Genomic DNA, 19,087 nt, shown 5'->3' with positions numbered 1-19,087 from the left:
CTCGTGGGGCGTTTTGCTATCCGTCATTTGCCCGGGAGCCGGAGCATGAACGTTCCTCGTGAAACCATTGCCGCCATCGCCACAGCCCAAGGGCGTGGCGGTGTCGGTATCGTCCGGGTGTCAGGTCCTCTGGCGGGCAAGGCCGCCGAAGCCATTATCGGCCGGACCCTCAAGCCCCGATTTGCCCACTACGGCCCCTTTGTCGACGATGCCGGACAGGTACTCGACGAAGGCATCGCGCTGTATTTTCCGGGACCTAACTCATTCACCGGCGAAGACGTGCTGGAACTTCAGGGTCACGGTGGTCCCATCGTTCTGGACATGCTGCTGCAACGCTGCCTGCAACTGGGCAGCCGACTGGCTCGTCCAGGCGAGTTCAGTGAGCGCGCCTTTCTCAATGACAAACTCGATCTTGCCCAGGCAGAAGCGATTGCCGACCTGATCGAGGCAAGTTCTGCACAGGCAGCGCGTAATGCACTGCGCTCACTGCAGGGCGCTTTCTCGCGGCGTGTGGATAACTTGACCGAGAAATTGATCAGTCTGCGTATCTACGTAGAGGCTGCAATCGACTTCCCCGAAGAGGAAATCGACTTCCTTGCCGATGGCCACGTTCTGAACATGCTCGATGACGTGCGTGCCGAGTTATCCACAGTGCTGCGTGAAGCCGGGCAGGGTGCCTTGTTACGCGACGGCATGACCGTGGTGATTGCCGGACGTCCCAATGCGGGCAAATCCAGTCTGCTGAACGCTCTGGCGGGCAGGGAGGCGGCAATTGTCACCGAGATCGCCGGCACAACCCGCGATGTACTGCGTGAACATATCCACATAGATGGAATGCCCTTGCACGTCGTCGACACTGCAGGGCTGCGGGATACTCAAGACCAGGTGGAAATGATCGGCGTGCAGCGCGCACTCAAGGCCATCGGCGAAGCTGACCGGATTCTGCTGGTGGTGGATGCGACCGCGCCGGAGGCAGCAGACCCGTTTGCACTGTGGCCCGAATTCCTCGAGCAGCGCCCGGACCCGTCGAAAGTCACGCTGATACGCAACAAGGCAGATCTGAGTGGAGACCCCGTCGATCTGCAGACCAGCGTTGATGGCCATGTCACCATCAGCCTGAGCGCCAGGTCTGGTGGCGAAGGGCTTGAACTGCTGCGCGATCATCTCAAGGCCTGCATGGGCTATGAACAAACCTCGGAAAGCAGCTTCAGCGCGCGTCGACGCCACCTTGAGGCGCTGCGCCATGCCAGTGACTCGCTGGAACACGGCAGGGCTCAACTCACCCTGGCGGGCGCTGGAGAGCTGCTAGCCGAAGACCTGCGTCAGGCACAGCAAGCGCTTGGCGAGATTACCGGCGCATTCAGTTCCGACGACCTGCTTGGCAGAATCTTCTCCAGCTTCTGCATTGGTAAGTAAACCTCCTGGCATGGCCCGCCCTGGGTCATGCCTTCAAGCACCACAAGACGCCTCTTTCAGCGGCAGCGTTATCCACATACTCGGCCATTTCCTCCTTTAATTTTGCCTCGACACCTGAATTTGACGAGCAGACATGCCCGAGGGAGGGATTTTCTGTGCCTGATTTTTGCTGAATAGCCGCTTTTTTGTGGATTAAGCCCTGTGAATAACTGCCCTTCAGGTCGGTGGGTAAGCAGGGTGCAAACCTGAAGATAAATCCCCCTGTGGACAAGTGGCTATCTTATCAACAGGTTCAAGACGGTTATCCAACCCCCTCATTCCTACATGAACACAGACTTTTGAATCTCTGTACACATTGAAAATAAAGGCCTGTGGCGATCTATCCACAGAAAGGTGGCTCAGTAAGAATAAACATAAAAACAAGGCTTTATAAACTCTCTTTCCTTTTTATTTTCTTTATTCGCGAGTTTTCCACAGCTGGTTAAATTTTGTCCAACGGGTTTCATTCAGGTGGGGTAAGTCCCTATACTTGTCAGCTATCCCAATTTCTCATCGACAACAGGCACGAGGTGCGTGGTGGATTTCCCTTCCCGTTTTGAAGTGATCGTCATCGGTGGCGGTCATGCCGGTACCGAGGCCGCACTGGCGTCGGCACGTATGGGTGTCAAAACCCTGTTGCTGACCCACAACGTGGAAACACTCGGCCAGATGAGTTGCAACCCGGCCATCGGTGGTATCGGTAAAAGCCATCTGGTCAAGGAAATCGACGCCTTGGGCGGTGCCATGGCCATGGCTACTGACAAGGGCGGTATCCAGTTCCGCGTGCTGAACAGCCGCAAGGGGCCGGCCGTACGAGCCACCCGTGCACAGGCTGATCGCGTGCTGTACAAAGCAGCCATCCGCGAAACCCTGGAAAACCAGCCGAATCTGTGGATATTTCAGCAAGCCTGCGATGACCTGATCGTCGAACAGGATCAAGTGCGCGGCGTCGTGACCCAGATGGGTATGCGCATATTTGCCGAGTCCGTGGTGTTGACCACAGGTACGTTCCTTGGCGGACTTATCCACATCGGTATGCAAAATTACTCGGGCGGTCGGGCAGGTGATCCTCCCTCGATCGCACTGGCGCAACGACTGCGTGAACTGCCGCTGCGCGTCGGCCGCCTGAAAACCGGGACCCCACCACGCATTGACGGGCGTTCTGTGGATTTCTCGGTGATGACCGAGCAGCCAGGTGACACACCGATCCCGGTCATGTCGTTCCTGGGCAACAAGGAACAGCATCCGCCGCAGGTCAGTTGCTGGATTACGCACACCAACGCACGGACTCACGAAATCATTGCGTCCAACCTCGATCGCTCGCCGATGTATTCGGGTGTGATCGAAGGTATTGGTCCACGTTACTGCCCGTCGATCGAAGACAAGATCCACCGCTTTGCAGACAAGGAAAGCCATCAGGTCTTCATCGAGCCGGAAGGTTTGACCACGCACGAGCTGTACCCGAACGGTATTTCCACGTCGTTGCCATTCGACGTGCAATTGCAGATCGTCCAGTCGATTCGCGGCATGGAGAACGCACACATCGTTCGCCCTGGTTACGCCATCGAATACGACTATTTCGACCCGCGTGATCTGAAATACAGCCTGGAAACCAAGGTCATCGGCGGTCTGTTCTTCGCCGGCCAGATCAACGGCACGACCGGTTACGAAGAGGCCGGTGCCCAGGGTTTGCTGGCCGGGACCAATGCCGCGCTGCGCGCACAGGGCCGAGACAGCTGGTGCCCGCGTCGCGATGAAGCGTACATCGGCGTTCTGGTCGACGACCTGATCACCCTTGGTACGCAAGAGCCTTACCGGATGTTCACTTCCAGGGCCGAATACCGTTTGATCCTGCGCGAAGACAACGCTGACCTGCGACTTACCGAGAAGGGCCGCGAACTGGGCCTGGTCGACGACGCCCGCTGGGCTGCGTTCTGCACCAAGCGTGAAAGCATCGAGCTGGAAGAACAGCGTTTGAAAAGTACCTGGGTGCGTCCCGGTACCGAGCAGGGCGATGCGATTGCTGCACACTTTGGCACGCCACTGACCCACGAATACAATTTGCTCAACCTGCTGACCCGTCCGGAAATCGATTACGCCAGCCTGATTTCAATCACTGGCCAGGGCTGCATCGATCCGCAGGTCGCCGAGCAGGTCGAGATCAAGACAAAATATGCCGGTTACATTGATCGCCAGCAGGACGAAATTGCCCGTCTGCGCGCCAGTGAAGACACCCGTCTGCCGGAAGACATCGACTACGCCGCGATCTCCGGCCTGTCGAAAGAAATCCAGAGCAAGCTGGGGATAACTCGTCCGGAAACACTCGGACAGGCATCGCGCATCCCCGGCGTCACGCCTGCAGCGATATCGCTGTTGATGATCCATTTGAAAAAACGCGGCGCGGGCCGTCAGTTGGAGCAAAGCGCTTGAGTTCTATGGTCACCCCGCAACACGCCCAAGAGTTATCCACCGGTGCCCGGGAATTGGGGATTGACCTCAGCCCGGCACAGCACGAGCAATTGCTGGCGTATCTGGCGTTGTTGATCAAGTGGAACAAGGCCTACAACCTGACTGCGGTACGTAACCCGGACGAAATGGTATCGAGGCATCTGCTCGACAGTCTCAGTGTGGTGCCCTTCATCGAAGGTACGCGCTGGATCGACGTCGGCAGCGGCGGAGGGATGCCCGGCATTCCCATGGCTATCCTGTTTCCGGAGCGCAAAGTGGCGCTGCTGGACAGCAATGGCAAGAAAACCCGGTTTCAGACCCAGGTCAAACTTGAGCTGAAACTGGATAATCTTGAAGTTATCCACAGCCGTGCAGAAAGTTATCAGCCCGAAGTGCCATTCGACGGAATCATCTCCCGTGCGTTCAGCAGCCTGGAAGACTTCACCGGCTGGACGCGTCACATGGGCGACGTCAATACACGCTGGCTGGCAATGAAAGGGCTGCATCCTGACGATGAGCTGGTAGCATTGCCCTCGGATTTTCACCTCGATAGCGCACACGCCTTGACCGTTCCGGGTTGCCAAGGCCAACGCCATCTGCTGATACTGCGCCGCACGGCATGACTGGGAACACAAGCAAGAATGGCTAAGGTATTCGCGATAGCGAACCAGAAAGGTGGGGTCGGCAAGACCACCACATGCATCAACCTCGCCGCGTCGCTGGTCGCGACCAAGCGCCGTGTGCTGCTGATCGATCTCGATCCCCAGGGCAATGCGACCATGGGCAGCGGTGTGGATAAACACAACCTGGAAAACTCCGTCTACGACCTGTTGATCGGCGAATGCGATCTGGGCGAGGCCATGCAGTTTTCCGAGCACGGTGGTTATCAACTGCTTCCGGCCAACCGTGATCTTACGGCGGGCGAAGTGGTTCTGCTGGAAATGCAGATGAAAGAGAGTCGTCTGCGCAATGCGCTGGCGCCTATCCGCGAGAATTACGATTACATTCTCATCGATTGCCCACCTTCGCTGTCGATGCTGACCCTGAACGCACTGGTCGCGGCAGACGGCGTAATTATCCCCATGCAGTGCGAGTACTTTGCACTCGAAGGTCTCAGTGACCTTGTGGATAACATCAAGCGCATCGCTGAACTGCTCAACCCGCAGCTGAAAATCGAAGGCCTGCTGCGCACCATGTATGATCCGCGGCTGAGCCTGATCAACGACGTTTCGGCGCAGCTCAAGGAACACTTCGGCGAGCAGCTGTACGACACCGTGATACCGAGGAACATCCGCCTGGCCGAGGCACCGAGTTTCGGCATGCCCGTGCTGGCGTACGACAAGTCGTCTCGCGGTGCGCTGGCCTATCTGGCCCTGGCAAGTGAACTGGTTCGTCGTCAACGTCGCGGCGCAAAAACCGCTCAGCCAACCTAAGGAATTCCCATGGCCGTCAAGAAACGAGGTCTCGGACGTGGGTTGGACGCACTTCTGAGCAGTCCAACCGTCAGTTCGCTGGAAGAACAGGCCGTCAAGGCCCCGCCAAGTGAGTTGCAGCATGTGCCGCTGGACCTGATCCAGCGCGGCAAGTACCAGCCGCGCCGTGACATGGACCCGCAGGCACTCGAAGAACTCGCGCAGTCGATCAAGTCGCAGGGCGTGATGCAGCCGATCGTGGTGCGTCCTATCGGTGACAACCGCTTCGAGATCATCGCGGGCGAGCGTCGCTGGCGTGCCAGCCAGCAGGCGGGAGTCGAGACGATACCGGCGATGGTCCGCGATGTACCGGACGAAACCGCGATTGCGATGGCGCTGATCGAGAACATCCAGCGTGAGGACCTCAACCCGATCGAAGAGGCCATGGCGCTGCAGCGCTTGCAGCAGGAGTTTCAACTGACCCAGCAGCAGGTGGCTGATGCCGTCGGCAAGTCGCGAGTCAGTGTCGCCAACCTGTTACGGCTGATTGCCCTGCCGGAGGCCATCAAGACCATGCTGTCTCATGGCGATCTGGAAATGGGCCATGCGCGTGCTTTGCTCGGATTGGGCGAAGATCGGCAGGTCGAAGGTGCGCGACACGTTGTCGCACGCGGGCTTACCGTGCGCCAGACCGAAGCACTGGTCAGGCAGTGGCTGAGTGGCAAGGCAGAGGCCGCCGAGCCGGTGAAGACCGACCCGGACATCAGCCGCCTCGAACAGCGCCTGGCCGAGCGTCTGGGCTCTGCGGTGCAGATTCGTCACGGTCAGAAGGGCAAAGGGCAATTGGTCATCCGTTACAACTCGCTGGACGAGCTTCAGGGAGTGCTCGCTCACATCCGCTGAAACAATTGCTCTGTAGCGTATAGTCGGAAATCACTACCCGACTGTTGAATAGGGGCTTAACCGCCCCTATACTCTGCGCGCATTTTGTCGGCACAAATTATGCCAAGTTATTGATTATGGCGACCGACATCAAAGGAGCAGTTGCGATGGAATCCCGCATGCCAGACCGCTTGCCGTTCTATCGCCTAGCGGTTTTCCCGCTTTTGCTGGCTCAATTGATCGTGCTGCTCATGGCCGCATTGGTGCTGTGGCAGTGGCAAGGAGTCGTTGCAGGATATTCGGGACTCTGCGGAGGCCTGATAGCCTGGCTACCCAATTTATACTTTGCTCACAAGGCATTCCGGTTTTCCGGGGCCAGAGCAGCGCAAGCCATCGTTCGGTCGTTCTACGCCGGCGAGGCAGGCAAACTGATTTTCACGGCAGTGCTTTTTGCATTGACGTTCGCAGGTGTGAAGCCTTTGGCGCCGCTGGCTGTATTCGGCGTGTTCATGTTGATCCAGGTGGTCAACTGGTTCGCTCCCCTGCTTACGAGAACAAGACTTTCGAGACCTTAGGGCGTTTGAGGCAACCATGGCAGAGCAAACAGCTTCGGGCTATATCCAGCACCACTTGCAGAACCTTACATTCGGGCACCTGCCCAATGGCGAATGGGGCTTTGCCCACACCGCAGCGGAAGCCAAGGAAATGGGTTTCTGGGCCTTCCACGTCGATACCCTCGGCTGGTCGGTTGCGTTGGGTCTGATTTTCGTTCTGATCTTCCGCATGGCGGCCAAGAAGGCAACTTCCGGTCAGCCTGGCGCACTGCAGAACTTCGTCGAAGTTCTGGTCGAGTTCGTCGACGGCAGCGTGAAGGACAGCTTCCACGGCCGCAGCGCGGTCATCGCGCCACTGGCGTTGACCATTTTCGTCTGGGTATTCCTGATGAACGCGGTCGACCTGGTACCGGTGGACTGGATTCCACAGCTGGCAATGATGATTTCGGGTGACTCGCACATTCCGTTCCGTGCCGTTTCGACCACTGACCCGAACGCCACGCTGGGCATGGCCCTGTCCGTGTTCGCACTGATCATTTTCTACAGCATCAAGGTCAAGGGCATCGGCGGTTTCATCGGCGAGCTGACCCTTCACCCGTTTGGCAGCAAGAACCTGTTCGTTCAGGCGCTGTTGATCCCGGTCAACTTCCTGCTGGAATTCGTGACGCTCATCGCCAAGCCGATTTCCCTGGCTCTGCGTCTGTTCGGCAACATGTATGCTGGCGAGCTGGTCTTCATTCTGATCGCCGTGATGTTCGGCAGCGGTCTGTTGTGGCTCAGCGGTCTGGGTGTAGTGCTGCAGTGGGCGTGGGCTGTGTTCCACATCCTGATCATCACCCTGCAAGCGTTCATCTTCATGATGCTGACCATCGTCTACCTGTCGATGGCTCACGAAGATAACCATTGAGATTCGTCTCAGGACGCGTCTGATGACCGTCTCGCCAGTGGCGAGGCGGTGCCCGCAAGGGCTGATGTAGAAACGATTTTGTTTTACCGCTTCAATTAAAAAAACCTAACCAATACGACGTAAAAGTCGGGAGGAAAGATGGAAACTGTAGTTGGTCTAACCGCTATCGCTGTTGCACTGTTGATCGGCCTGGGCGCACTGGGTACTGCAATCGGTTTCGGCCTGTTGGGCGGCAAGTTCCTGGAAGGCGCAGCGCGTCAGCCGGAAATGGTTCCAATGCTGCAAGTTAAAATGTTCATCGTTGCGGGCTTGCTCGACGCCGTGACCATGATCGGTGTTGGTATCGCTCTGTTCTTCACCTTTGCGAACCCCTTCGTTGGTCAACTCGCTGGCTGATCACTCGAATTTTCGAGTTGATTGGTGTGATGGACAACGAACGAGCGAGGTGTTGGCGTGAACATTAATGCAACCCTGATTGGCCAGTCCGTTGCGTTCTTCATTTTTGTGATTTTCTGCATGAAGTTCGTGTGGCCTCCGGTCATCGCGGCTTTGCACGAACGTCAGAAGAAGATCGCGGATGGACTGGACGCTGCTTCCCGAGCAGCTCGCGACCTGGAGCTGGCCCAAGAAAAAGCGGGTCAACAACTGCGCGAAGCTAAAGCTCAAGCAGCCGAGATCATTGAGCAAGCCAAGAAACGCGGTACTCAGATTGTCGACGAAGCCCGTGAAACGGCACGCGTTGAAGCTGACCGTGTGAAGGCTCAGGCTCATGCCGAGATCGAGCAGGAACTGAACGGTGTCAAAGACGCCTTGCGCGCCCAGTTGGGTAGCCTGGCAGTCAATGGCGCAGAGAAGATCCTGGGTGCCACAATCGATCAAAACGCGCACGCGGAGCTGGTTAACAAACTGGCTGCTGAAATTTAAGCGAGGGCGATCATGGCAGAACTGACCACGTTGGCCCGACCTTACGCGAAGGCGGCCTTCGAGCATGCGCAGGCCCACCAGCAGCTGGCCAATTGGTCAGCCATGCTCGGCCTGGCTGCTGCGGTGTCACAAGATGACACCATGCAGCGCATGCTCAAGGCCCCGCGACTGACGAGCGCACAAAAGGCCACCACTTTTATTGAAGTGTGTGGCGAAAAGTTCGATGCCAAGGCACAGAATTTCATTCACGTCGTTGCTGAAAACGACCGCCTCCCGCTCTTGCCGGAGATCGCCGAACTGTTCGACCTGTACAAGGCCGAGCAGGAAAAATCGGTCGATGTGGATGTCACCAGTGCTTTCGCATTGAACCAAGAACAGCAAGACAAACTCGCCAAGGTTCTCAGTGCACGGCTCGGCCGGGAAGTGCGCCTGCATGCTGCGGAGGATGCCTCTCTTATAGGGGGTGTCGTCATCCGCGCCGGCGACCTGGTTATCGATGGCTCAGTTCGTGGCAAGATCGCGAAACTAGCCGAAGCATTGAAATCTTGAGTTTGAAGGGGCAGCAGAGCAATGCAGCAACTCAATCCTTCCGAAATAAGTGAAATCATCAAGGGTCGCATCGACAAGCTCGATGTAACCTCCCAAGCCCGTAACGAAGGCACAGTCGTCAGCGTGTCTGACGGTATCGTGCGGATTCATGGTCTGGCCGACGTAATGTACGGCGAAATGATCGAGTTTCCGGGCGGCGTCTACGGTATGGCGCTGAACCTTGAGCAAGACTCCGTGGGTGCCGTTGTACTGGGCGCTTACACGACTCTTGCTGAAGGCATGAGCGCCAAGTGCACTGGCCGCATCCTCGAGGTTCCGGTGGGTAAGGAACTGCTGGGTCGCGTTGTCGATGCACTGGGTAACCCAGTTGACGGCAAAGGTCCGCTGAACAACACCGAGACCGATGCGGTCGAGAAAGTTGCTCCAGGCGTGATCTGGCGTAAGTCGGTAGACCAGCCTGTACAGACTGGCTACAAGGCTGTCGATGCCATGATTCCTGTCGGCCGTGGCCAGCGTGAGCTGATCATCGGTGACCGTCAGATCGGTAAAACCGCTCTGGCCATCGACGCAATCATCAACCAGAAGAACAGCGGCATCTTCTGCGTCTACGTAGCGATCGGTCAGAAGCAATCGACCATCGCCAACGTTGTTCGCAAGCTCGAAGAAAACGGCGCACTGGCTAACACCATCGTCGTGGCTGCAAGTGCTTCCGAATCCGCTGCGCTGCAGTTCCTTGCACCGTACTCGGGTTGCACCATGGGCGAGTTCTTCCGCGACCGCGGTGAAGACGCGCTGATCGTTTATGACGATCTGTCCAAGCAAGCAGTGGCTTACCGCCAGATTTCCCTGCTGCTGCGCCGTCCACCAGGCCGTGAAGCTTACCCAGGCGACGTGTTCTATCTCCACTCCCGTCTGCTGGAGCGCGCATCGCGTGTTTCCGAAGAGTACGTAGAGAAGTTCACCAACGGCGCAGTGACCGGCAAAACCGGTTCCCTGACCGCACTGCCGATCATCGAAACCCAGGCTGGCGACGTTTCCGCGTTCGTTCCGACCAACGTGATTTCCATCACCGACGGTCAGATCTTCCTGGAATCGGCCATGTTCAACTCCGGCATCCGTCCGGCTGTGAACGCCGGTGTTTCGGTATCCCGTGTGGGTGGTGCCGCTCAGACCAAGATCATCAAGAAGCTTTCCGGTGGTATCCGTACCGCTCTGGCTCAGTACCGTGAACTGGCGGCATTCGCCCAGTTCGCTTCTGACCTGGACGAGGCGACCCGCAAGCAACTTGAGCATGGTCAGCGCGTTACCGAGCTGATGAAGCAGAAGCAATACGCACCAATGTCGATCGCTGACATGGCGCTGTCGCTGTATGCCGCTGAGCGTGGGTTCCTGACTGACGTCGAAATCACCAAGATCGGCAGCTTTGAACAAGCGCTGATTGCTTACTTCAACCGCGATCACGCCGATTTGATGGCGAAGATCAACGTGAAGGGTGACTTCAATGACGAAATCGATTCTGGCATGAAAGCCGGCATCGAGAAGTTCAAGGCCACCCAAACCTGGTAAGCCGCAGCGGGGGCCGCAAGGCTCCCGCTTGCTAACCTGATAGGTGTTACATGGCAGGCGCAAAAGAGATTCGCAGCAAGATTGCGAGCATCAAAAGCACGCAAAAGATCACCAGCGCCATGGAAAAAGTGGCGGTCAGCAAAATGCGCAAGGCTCAAATGCGCATGGCTGCTAGCCGTCCTTACGCGGAGCGCATTCGTCAGGTGATTGGTCATCTGGCAAACGCCAACCCGGAGTACCGCCACCCGTTCATGATCGAGCGCCCTGTTAAGCGCGTCGGTTATGTCGTAGTGAGCAGTGACCGTGGTCTGTGTGGTGGCTTGAATACCAACCTGTTCAAGACTCTGGTCAAGGACATGGCGGTGAACCGTGAAAACGGTGTAGAGATCGATCTGTGCGTGGTCGGCAGCAAAGGTGCGGCATTTTTCCGCAACTTCGGCGGTAACGTCGTCGCTGCGATCAGCCACCTGGGCGAAGAGCCGTCGATCAACGACTTGATCGGCAGCGTCAAGGTGATGCTGGATGCCTACCTGGATGGCCGTATTGATCGCCTGTCCGTGGTATCCAACAAGTTCATCAACACCATGACCCAGCAACCAACAGTGGAGCAATTGATTCCGCTGGTGGCAACCCCGGATCAAGGGCTCAAGCACCACTGGGACTATCTCTACGAACCCGATGCCAAAGAGCTGCTAGACGGCCTTATGGTTCGCTACGTGGAATCGCAGGTGTACCAGGCGGTGGTCGAGAACAACGCAGCTGAACAAGCAGCGCGGATGATCGCGATGAAGAACGCCACAGACAACGCCGGTGATTTGATCAGCGATTTGCAGCTGATCTACAACAAGGCGCGTCAGGCAGCGATCACCCAAGAGATCTCGGAAATCGTCGGCGGCGCTGCCGCGGTTTAACGGTTCAAATATTAGAGGAACCAGCTAATGAGTAGCGGACGTATCGTTCAAATCATCGGCGCCGTGATCGACGTGGAATTCCCACGCGATAGCGTACCGAGTATCTACAACGCGCTGGAAGTTCAGAGCGCGGCAGGAACCACCCTGGAAGTTCAGCAGCAGCTGGGCGACGGCGTGGTTCGTACCATTGCGATGGGCTCCACCGAGGGCTTGAAGCGTGGTCTGGAAGTAACAGACTCTGGCGCAGCCATCTCCGTACCGGTCGGTAAAGCGACGCTGGGCCGGATCATGGACGTGCTGGGCAACCCGATCGACGAAGCAGGCCCGATCGCCACCGAAGAGCGCTGGGGCATTCACCGTCCTGCACCGTCCTTCGCTGAGCAGGCAGGCGGCAACGACCTTCTGGAAACCGGCATCAAGGTTATCGACCTGGTCTGCCCGTTCGCCAAGGGCGGTAAAGTCGGTCTGTTCGGTGGTGCCGGTGTCGGCAAGACCGTAAACATGATGGAACTGATCCGTAACATCGCCATCGAGCACAGCGGTTATTCCGTGTTCGCCGGTGTGGGTGAGCGTACTCGTGAGGGTAACGACTTCTACCACGAGATGAAGGACTCCAACGTTCTGGACAAAGTGGCACTGGTCTACGGTCAGATGAACGAGCCGCCGGGTAACCGTCTGCGCGTAGCACTGACCGGCCTGACCATGGCCGAGAAGTTCCGTGACGAAGGTAACGACGTTCTGCTGTTCGTCGACAACATCTATCGTTACACCCTGGCCGGTACCGAAGTATCCGCACTGCTGGGCCGTATGCCTTCCGCAGTAGGTTACCAGCCGACCCTGGCTGAAGAGATGGGCACTCTGCAAGAGCGCATCACTTCCACCAAGAATGGTTCGATCACCTCGATCCAGGCCGTATACGTACCAGCGGATGACTTGACTGACCCATCGCCAGCGACCACGTTTGCCCACTTGGACGCCACCGTCGTACTGTCCCGTGACATCGCCTCCCTGGGTATCTACCCGGCGGTAGATCCACTGGACTCGACTTCGCGCCAGCTGGACCCGAACGTCATTGGCCAGGAACACTACGACACCGCTCGCGGCGTTCAGTACGTGTTGCAGCGCTACAAAGAGCTGAAAGACATCATCGCGATCCTGGGGATGGACGAGCTGTCGGAGACCGACAAACAGTTGGTTAACCGTGCTCGTAAGATCCAGCGCTTCCTGTCCCAGCCTTTCTTCGTGGCAGAAGTCTTCACCGGTGCTTCGGGTAAATACGTTTCCCTGAAAGACACCATTGCTGGCTTCAAAGGCATCCTCAACGGTGACTACGACCACCTGCCAGAACAAGCGTTCTACATGGTCGGCGGCATCGAAGAAGCGATCGAGAAAGCCAAGAAACTGTAATCCCGGCGCCCGGCAACGGGCGCTATTAGGTTGAGGCAAGCAAATGGCTATGACAGTCCATTGCGACATCGTCAGCGCGGAAGGGGAAATCTTCTCCGGTCTGGTCGAGATGGTGATTGCGCACGGCAACCTGGGTGATATCGGTATCGCTCCAGGCCACGCGCCGCTGATCACTGATCTGAAGCCGGGCCCGATCCGCTTGATCAAGCAGGGTGGGGAAGCCGAGGTGTTCTACATCTCCGGTGGTTTCCTTGAAGTTCAGCCGAACATGGTCAAGGTGCTTGCCGATACTGTGCAACGTGCTGCCGACCTGGATGAAGCTTCTGCTCAGGCGGCCGTACTGGCTGCAGAGAAGGCCCTGAACGAGAAGGGCGCAGATTTCGATTACGGATCTGCAACTGCTCGTCTGGCCGAGGCTGCAGCTCAGCTGCGCACCGTTCAGCAAATTCGCAAGAAGTTCGGCGGCTAACCCTGCTGCACTCGATGCGCGATTGAGAAAAAGGGTAGCCTCGGCTACCCTTTTTCTTTTTTCAGATTTCCTCTTTCAAGTCAGCCCGTCTTCGGTCCGGTTGCCGCTCAGTTGGTAGTCCTATCATGTCTCTCGATATCGTTATTCTCGCTGCTGGCCAAGGTACCCGGATGCGTTCCGCGCTGCCGAAGGTTCTGCACCCCGTGGCCGGCAATTCCATGCTGGGTCATGTTATCCACAGCGCACGTCAGTTATCCCCAAGTGGAATACACGTCGTGATCGGCCACGGCGCTGATGCCGTGCGTGAACAACTGGCAGCCGATGACTTGAATTTCGTGATGCAGGACAAGCAACTCGGTACCGGCCATGCGGTTGCTCAGGCGCTGCCCGCGCTGACGGCTGACACCGTGTTGATCCTTTATGGCGATGTACCGTTGATCGAAGTGGAGACGCTTTCTCGCCTGCTCGAACTGGTTAACCCGCAGCAACTGGGTCTGCTGACCGTTACGCTGGATGACCCAACCGGTTACGGCCGTATCGTTCGCGACGATCAGAATCGTGTCTGTGCCATCGTCGAGCATAAAGACGCGAGCGATGCGCAGAAGGCTATCACCGAAGGCAATACCGGAATTCTCGCGGTGCCTGCCGCTCATCTCGCTGACTGGCTGGGGCGGCTGTCCAACAACAATGCCCAGGGTGAGTATTACCTCACCGACGTGATCGCCATGGCGGCTAATGACGGCCTGGTGGTTGCCACAGAGCAACCCCACGACGCGATGGAAGTGCAGGGCGCCAATGATCGCAAGCAGCTTTCCGAGCTGGAGCGTCATTACCAGATGCGTGAAGCCCGTCGTCTGATGGCGGCTGGCGTGACCCTGCGCGACCCTGCACGCTTCGATGTGCGCGGTGAAGTCATTGTCGGGCGCGACGTGCTGATCGATATCAATGTGATTCTCGAAGGCAAGGTCGTGATCGAGGATGACGTGGTCATCGGTCCGAACTGCGTCATCAAGGACAGCACCTTGCGCAAGGGTGTCGTCGTTAAAGCCAACAGCCACATCGAAGGCGCAATTCTGGGTGAGGGCAGTGACGCAGGTCCGTTTGCACGCCTGCGACCAGGCAGCGTGCTGGGTGCCAAGGCGCATGTGGGTAACTTTGTCGAGCTCAAGAATGCGAACCTCGGCGAGGGTGCCAAGGTCGGCCACCTGACGTACCTGGGCGACGCCGAAGTTGGCGCACGCACCAATATCGGTGCCGGCACCATTACCTGTAACTACGATGGTGCCAACAAGCACAAGACCACGTTGGGTGCAGACGTCTTCATTGGTTCCAACAACTCTCTGGTTGCGCCTGTGGATATCTTGGACGGTGCGACGACTGCAGCCGGTTCGACCATCACCCAGAACGTGCCAGCTGAACAACTCGGCGTGGCCCGCGCTCGACAACGCAACATCGAAGGCTGGAAGCGGCCGGTGAAAATCGGGAAAGACTGAGTTATCCACAGTCCATGATGACCCGCGTGCCAAGCTCAACATTGGCACGCGTCCATAACTATCCACACCTGACACTCAAGCCAGGACGCGGAGCGTCCAGAACTGCATACCCACGCGGAGCATGGGTACGATGATCTTGAGATCACCTATCGTTCCTCACGCTCCAGCGTGGTAATGCCGTTCCTGACGCTGCGCGTCAAACCCCAGGCTCAAAAGCCGGTGTCACGAGTATCCGATAGAAATCGCGCCGCCCCATCCCGAAACCTTGACCAAACCCCAAAAATAGGTTTTGATTGCCTTCGTTATCTTTCGAAACGAAACTTAAGGCTGTCATGTCGAAGCGTAATACACCACAACGTCGCCACAACATTCTCGCCCTGCTCAACGAGCAAAGTGAAGTCAGTGTGGACGACTTGGCCAGACGCTTTGAAACTTCCGAAGTTACGATTCGAAAGGACCTCGCTGCGCTTGAAACTAACGGTCTGCTGTTGCGCCGTTACGGGGGCGCCGTGTCGCTTCCCCATGAGCTTATAAGCGATGGCAGTCAGCCGGTTTCCCGTTACAAACAGGCCATCGCCCGCGCTGCGGTTTGCAGAATTCGCGAGCACGCCAGAATCATCGTCGACAGCGGCAGCACCACGGCGGCATTGATTCCTGAGCTGGGCCAGCAACCCGGCCTGGTGGTCATGACCAATTCCCTGCATGTTGCCCGCGCCCTGACCGAGCTGGAACACGAACCGGTCCTGTTGATGACGGGCGGAACGTGGGACCCGCACTCGGAGTCCTTTCAGGGGCAGGTCGCGGAGCAGGTACTGCGCTCTTACGACTTTGATCAGCTGTTCATCGGTGCCGACGGCATCGATCTGGTGCGTGGCACCACCACCTTCAACGAGCTGCTGGGCTTGAGCCGGGTCATGGCGGAAGTCGCCCGGGAAGTGGTGGTCATGGTCGAAGCCGACAAGGTCGGTCGCAAGATCCCCAATCTGGAACTGCCCTGGAGCAGTATCCACACCCTTATTACTGATGATCGCCTGTCCAGTGAGGCACGCGATCAGATACAGGCCCGCGGCATCAATCTGATTTGTGCTGCTGTCAGCTAGGAGATAACCATGTGTGGAATCGTCGGCGCCGTTGCTGAACGTAATATCACGGCCATTTTGCTCGAGGGCCTCAAGCGCCTTGAATACCGCGGCTATGACAGCGCGGGCGTGGCAGTCTTCAGCAACGAAGGCATCCTTGAGCGCCGTCGTCGCTCGGGCAAGGTCAGTGAACTGGAACAGGCACTTGCCGGCGAGCCGCTGATCGGCCGTCTGGGCATCGCCCACACGCGTTGGGCGACCCACGGCGCCCCGTGTGAGCGTAACGCCCACCCACATTTCTCGGCTAACACGCTGGCAGTTGTCCACAACGGCATCATCGAGAATCACGAAGCGCTGCGTGAACAGCTGAAAGGCCTGGGTTACGTCTTCGCATCCGATACCGACACCGAAGTCATCGTCCACCTGCTGCACCACAAGCTCAAGGACACCGCCGATCTGGCGGTTGCCCTGAAGGCTGCGGTGAAAGAACTTCACGGTGCTTATGGGCTTGCGGTCATCAATGCCGCGCAGCCGGATCGCCTGCTGGCCGCTCGCAGTGGCAGCCCGCTGGTTGTCGGCATGGGCCTGGGTGAAAACTTCCTGGCCTCCGATCAACTGGCGCTGCGTCAGGTCACCGACCGTTTCATGTACCTGGAAGAGGGCGACATCGCCGAGATCCGTCGCGACAGCGTGCAGATCTGGAACGTCGACGGGGTGTCGGTCGAGCGCGAAGTGGTGCAATACCACGAAGGCGCCGAAGCCGCCGACAAGGGCGAGTACCGCCACTTCATGCTCAAGGAAATTCACGAGCAGCCCAAGGTCGTACAGCGCACCCTCGAAGGTCGTCTGGGGCAGCAGCAAGTGCTGGTCCACGCATTCGGCCCACAGGCTGCCGAGCTGTTCGCCAAAGTACGCAACGTTCAGATCGTCGCCTGTGGCACCAGCTACCACGCCGGCATGGTCGCGCGTTACTGGCTTGAAGGCCTGGCCGGCATCCCTTGCCAGGTTGAAGTGGCCAGCGAGTTTCGCTATCGCAAGGTAGTGGTTCAGCCGGACACCCTGTTCGTCTCGATCTCGCAGTCCGGTGAAACCGCCGACACCCTGGCAGCGCTGCGCAACGCCAAGGAACTGGGCTTTCTGGCCAGCCTGGCGATCTGTAACGTGGGCATCAGCTCACTGGTGCGGGAATCCGACCTGACCCTGCTGACCCAGGCCGGTCCGGAAATCGGCGTGGCATCGACCAAAGCCTTCACCACCCAGCTGGTTGCCTTGTTGCTGCTGACCCTGTCGCTGGGTCAGGTCAAGGGATCGCTGGAGGAGGGCGTCGAAGCGCAACTGGTCGAAGAACTGCGTCGCCTGCCAACCCGCCTCGGCGAAGCGCTGGCAATGGACGGCACGGTCGAGAAAGTCGCCGAACTGTTCGCCGAGAAGCACCACACCCTGTTCCTCGGGCGCGGCGCACAGTTCCCGGTGGCAATGGAAGGCGCACTCAAGCTCAAAGAGATCTCCTACATCCACGCCGAAGCCTACCCGGCGGGCGAACTCAAGCATGGCCCGCTGGCGCTGGTCGACGCCGACATGCCAGTCGTCACCGTCGCACCGAACAACGAACTGCTGGAGAAACTCAAATCCAACCTGCAGGAAGTGCGCGCACGCGGCGGCGAGTTGATCGTATTCGCAGACGAGCAAGCCGGCATGAAGAACGGCGAAGGCACCCACGTCATCGCCATGCCGCACATCATCGATGCTCTTGCACCGATTCTCTACACCATCCCGCTGCAGTTGCTTTCGTATTACGTGGCTGTGCTGAAAGGGACGGATGTGGATCAACCGCGGAATTTGGCGAAGTCGGTGACGGTGGAGTGAGTTATCCACAGGGGTGAGGTTTTGGCTTTTCAAAACTCAAAACCACCCCCTGTGGATAAACCCTCGCAACTCGCTGATCAACTCGACCAGCGATACTCCCAAAACAGTCCCTACCCCCCACTCCCCGAAAGTCACCCTCAAGGCCTGGTTTCTTCACTACCTATTCCGGCACTTTCGAAAACTTGTAAAACAGATTCGGCTCACTGACGACGTACAGGTTGCCTGCGCGATCCATGGTCAGGCCTTCGGGTTGGGGGGCGCTGTGCTTGAGGTCGGAGAAGGTCCCCAGCAGTGATCGAATGCTGACGAATCGTCCCTTGCTGTCCAGTTCCGTGATCGAGTGCGACTGGTCGCTGAGCAGCAGCAAATGGCCGGTTCGCGGTTCGTAGTAGCCGTCTGAAAGGTCGCGTGCAGCGACACTTTTCGTGATCCAGTCCAGCCGGTCGGCAATTTTGATCTGCAAACGGCCCTGATCGATGGAGCGCAGGACGCCGGAAACCTCGAACATCTGCCGTGGATCGCGTTCCTTGATCGCGAACAGGCGGTCGTTGGCGGGATCGTAGGTTACGCCTTCGAATCCCTTGTTATGAATACTGGGGTTGATCAGTAGCGCAATGAACTGAGCTTCCTCGACGTGGATGGGGCGTGCTTGCGGCGGCAACGTGATGATGTCCAGTTGCTGGAGATCTTCATCGCACAGCACGATGCGACCGTTACCCAGATAAGCCACACCCTCTGTGTCGTCGAAACCGATCAACGGGTAGCGGGCGATTATGTCGCCGTTCGCGTCCAGTGCCAGCAGCTGCATGGGGCCTTTGTTGGTTACTGCCAGCAGTCGGTCATTGTCGTAGTCGTAGGTGATCCCGGAGATATTGGCGACGTCCGGGGCAAGTGGTTTGGCGTCGATAACCACATGGAAATCCGGCAGCCAGATATTCTTGTCGGCTGCCGTATTGCCCTTTAACCAGGTGCGACTGTACTGGTACAGCTGCTGGTGGACCTGAAAGTGTGTCGACACGGCGTAGGCCAGGATCAGCAGCCCGAGAGCACCTGCACTCAGTACGAGTTGTGCGAGTGATACCTGCCTTCGAGCGACGTTCGACCACGTCAGGCGCTTTGCCTTGATCGTTTCCAGCTGCATGGCTTCATTCACTCTCGCGTGTTG

18 protein-coding genes are annotated in these 19,087 nt (G+C 57.8%); 17 read left to right on the top strand and 1 reads right to left on the bottom strand.

The window, feature by feature from the left end:
* The first annotated feature begins 45 nt into the window (after positions 1-45).
* The 17 genes from mnmE to glmS all read left to right on the top strand — a co-directional run bounded on the left by mnmE (position 46) and on the right by glmS (position 17,922).
* Positions 46-1,416 carry a tRNA uridine-5-carboxymethylaminomethyl(34) synthesis GTPase MnmE gene (mnmE, locus tag LIX91_RS19870; protein WP_226489019.1) on the top strand — a complete coding sequence of 457 codons (1,371 nt, stop codon included), beginning with the start codon at positions 46-48 and terminating at the stop codon, positions 1,414-1,416.
* 576 nt (positions 1,417-1,992) lie between these two features.
* Positions 1,993-3,885 carry a tRNA uridine-5-carboxymethylaminomethyl(34) synthesis enzyme MnmG gene (gene mnmG / locus LIX91_RS19865; protein ID WP_226489018.1) on the top strand — a complete coding sequence of 631 codons (1,893 nt, stop codon included), beginning with the start codon at positions 1,993-1,995 and terminating at the stop codon, positions 3,883-3,885.
* Positions 3,882-4,526 carry a 16S rRNA (guanine(527)-N(7))-methyltransferase RsmG gene (gene rsmG, locus LIX91_RS19860; RefSeq protein WP_003367844.1) on the top strand — a complete coding sequence of 215 codons (645 nt, stop codon included), beginning with the start codon at positions 3,882-3,884 and terminating at the stop codon, positions 4,524-4,526. The genes mnmG and rsmG overlap by 4 nt, the downstream gene beginning before the upstream one ends.
* An 18-nt stretch (positions 4,527-4,544) precedes the next feature.
* The gene (locus tag LIX91_RS19855; protein ID WP_002555991.1) at positions 4,545-5,336 is read left to right on the top strand and encodes a ParA family protein; all 792 of its coding nucleotides are present in this window, start codon (positions 4,545-4,547) and stop codon (positions 5,334-5,336) included.
* Positions 5,337-5,345: 9 nt separating this feature from the next.
* On the top strand, positions 5,346-6,218 hold the full coding sequence (locus tag LIX91_RS19850; RefSeq protein ID WP_003315951.1) for a ParB/RepB/Spo0J family partition protein: 873 nt from the start codon (positions 5,346-5,348) through the stop codon (positions 6,216-6,218).
* 146 nt (positions 6,219-6,364) lie between these two features.
* Positions 6,365-6,772 (top strand): F0F1 ATP synthase subunit I, encoded by a 408-nt coding sequence (locus LIX91_RS19845; protein WP_002555989.1) that lies wholly within the window; start codon positions 6,365-6,367, stop codon positions 6,770-6,772.
* 16 nt (positions 6,773-6,788) lie between these two features.
* Positions 6,789-7,658: a F0F1 ATP synthase subunit A gene (gene atpB / locus LIX91_RS19840; protein ID WP_003315954.1), complete on the top strand. Its 870-nt coding sequence runs from the start codon at positions 6,789-6,791 to the stop codon at positions 7,656-7,658.
* A gap of 138 nt (positions 7,659-7,796) precedes the next feature.
* Complete coding sequence (atpE, locus tag LIX91_RS19835) at positions 7,797-8,054, top strand: F0F1 ATP synthase subunit C (protein WP_002555987.1); 258 nt, start codon at positions 7,797-7,799, stop codon at positions 8,052-8,054.
* A gap of 57 nt (positions 8,055-8,111) precedes the next feature.
* A complete protein-coding gene (locus tag LIX91_RS19830; protein WP_003315955.1) occupies positions 8,112-8,582 on the top strand; it encodes a F0F1 ATP synthase subunit B in 471 nt (156 codons plus the stop codon).
* 12 nt (positions 8,583-8,594) lie between these two features.
* Positions 8,595-9,131, top strand: a complete 537-nt coding sequence (locus tag LIX91_RS19825) for a F0F1 ATP synthase subunit delta (RefSeq protein ID WP_003315956.1) — start codon at positions 8,595-8,597, stop codon at positions 9,129-9,131.
* A 21-nt stretch (positions 9,132-9,152) separates the two neighbouring features.
* Positions 9,153-10,697, top strand: coding sequence for a F0F1 ATP synthase subunit alpha (atpA, locus tag LIX91_RS19820; protein ID WP_003315957.1), 1,545 nt, complete (start codon positions 9,153-9,155; stop codon positions 10,695-10,697).
* Positions 10,698-10,747: 50 nt separating this feature from the next.
* Positions 10,748-11,608: a F0F1 ATP synthase subunit gamma gene (gene atpG, locus LIX91_RS19815; RefSeq protein ID WP_003367855.1), complete on the top strand. Its 861-nt coding sequence runs from the start codon at positions 10,748-10,750 to the stop codon at positions 11,606-11,608.
* Positions 11,609-11,635: 27 nt separating this feature from the next.
* A complete protein-coding gene (gene atpD / locus LIX91_RS19810; RefSeq protein WP_002555982.1) occupies positions 11,636-13,015 on the top strand; it encodes a F0F1 ATP synthase subunit beta in 1,380 nt (459 codons plus the stop codon).
* Positions 13,016-13,058: 43 nt separating this feature from the next.
* Positions 13,059-13,484 carry a F0F1 ATP synthase subunit epsilon gene (locus tag LIX91_RS19805; protein ID WP_003413751.1) on the top strand — a complete coding sequence of 142 codons (426 nt, stop codon included), beginning with the start codon at positions 13,059-13,061 and terminating at the stop codon, positions 13,482-13,484.
* Between the two features lie 125 nt (positions 13,485-13,609).
* Positions 13,610-14,977 carry a bifunctional UDP-N-acetylglucosamine diphosphorylase/glucosamine-1-phosphate N-acetyltransferase GlmU gene (glmU, locus tag LIX91_RS19800; protein WP_226489017.1) on the top strand — a complete coding sequence of 456 codons (1,368 nt, stop codon included), beginning with the start codon at positions 13,610-13,612 and terminating at the stop codon, positions 14,975-14,977.
* A gap of 332 nt (positions 14,978-15,309) precedes the next feature.
* Complete coding sequence (locus tag LIX91_RS19795; RefSeq protein WP_100073121.1) at positions 15,310-16,077, top strand: DeoR/GlpR family DNA-binding transcription regulator; 768 nt, start codon at positions 15,310-15,312, stop codon at positions 16,075-16,077.
* 9 nt (positions 16,078-16,086) lie between these two features.
* A complete protein-coding gene (glmS, locus tag LIX91_RS19790; RefSeq protein WP_074955079.1) occupies positions 16,087-17,922 on the top strand; it encodes a glutamine--fructose-6-phosphate transaminase (isomerizing) in 1,836 nt (611 codons plus the stop codon).
* 160 nt (positions 17,923-18,082) lie between these two features.
* Here glmS and LIX91_RS19785 read toward each other — a convergent pair whose 3' ends face one another.
* Positions 18,083-19,063, bottom strand: coding sequence for an SdiA-regulated domain-containing protein (locus tag LIX91_RS19785; protein ID WP_226489016.1), 981 nt, complete (start codon positions 19,061-19,063; stop codon positions 18,083-18,085).
* Positions 19,064-19,087 lie beyond the last annotated feature (24 nt).

Source organism: Pseudomonas sp. B20 (genome assembly GCF_020515755.1).
Lineage (GTDB): Bacteria > Pseudomonadota > Gammaproteobacteria > Pseudomonadales > Pseudomonadaceae > Aquipseudomonas > Aquipseudomonas syringae.
This window is presented reverse-complemented; position numbering and strand designations above follow the sequence as displayed.

Excerpts from the sequence above, each read along its gene's own strand:
- mnmE (WP_226489019.1), top strand. The coding sequence starts at position 46 with ATGAACGTTCCTCGTGAAACCATTGCCGCCATCGCCACAGCCCAAGGG.
- LIX91_RS19855 (WP_002555991.1), top strand. The coding sequence starts at position 4,545 with ATGGCTAAGGTATTCGCGATAGCGAACCAGAAAGGTGGGGTCGGCAAG.
- LIX91_RS19850 (WP_003315951.1), top strand. The coding sequence starts at position 5,346 with ATGGCCGTCAAGAAACGAGGTCTCGGACGTGGGTTGGACGCACTTCTG.
- LIX91_RS19845 (WP_002555989.1), top strand. The coding sequence starts at position 6,365 with ATGGAATCCCGCATGCCAGACCGCTTGCCGTTCTATCGCCTAGCGGTT.
- atpB (WP_003315954.1), top strand. The coding sequence starts at position 6,789 with ATGGCAGAGCAAACAGCTTCGGGCTATATCCAGCACCACTTGCAGAAC.
- atpE (WP_002555987.1), top strand. The coding sequence starts at position 7,797 with ATGGAAACTGTAGTTGGTCTAACCGCTATCGCTGTTGCACTGTTGATC.
- LIX91_RS19825 (WP_003315956.1), top strand. The coding sequence starts at position 8,595 with ATGGCAGAACTGACCACGTTGGCCCGACCTTACGCGAAGGCGGCCTTC.
- atpA (WP_003315957.1), top strand. The coding sequence starts at position 9,153 with ATGCAGCAACTCAATCCTTCCGAAATAAGTGAAATCATCAAGGGTCGC.
- atpG (WP_003367855.1), top strand. The coding sequence starts at position 10,748 with ATGGCAGGCGCAAAAGAGATTCGCAGCAAGATTGCGAGCATCAAAAGC.
- atpD (WP_002555982.1), top strand. The coding sequence starts at position 11,636 with ATGAGTAGCGGACGTATCGTTCAAATCATCGGCGCCGTGATCGACGTG.
- LIX91_RS19805 (WP_003413751.1), top strand. The coding sequence starts at position 13,059 with ATGGCTATGACAGTCCATTGCGACATCGTCAGCGCGGAAGGGGAAATC.
- glmU (WP_226489017.1), top strand. The coding sequence starts at position 13,610 with ATGTCTCTCGATATCGTTATTCTCGCTGCTGGCCAAGGTACCCGGATG.
- LIX91_RS19795 (WP_100073121.1), top strand. The coding sequence starts at position 15,310 with ATGTCGAAGCGTAATACACCACAACGTCGCCACAACATTCTCGCCCTG.
- glmS (WP_074955079.1), top strand. The coding sequence starts at position 16,087 with ATGTGTGGAATCGTCGGCGCCGTTGCTGAACGTAATATCACGGCCATT.
- LIX91_RS19785 (WP_226489016.1), bottom strand. The coding sequence starts at position 19,063 with ATGCAGCTGGAAACGATCAAGGCAAAGCGCCTGACGTGGTCGAACGTC.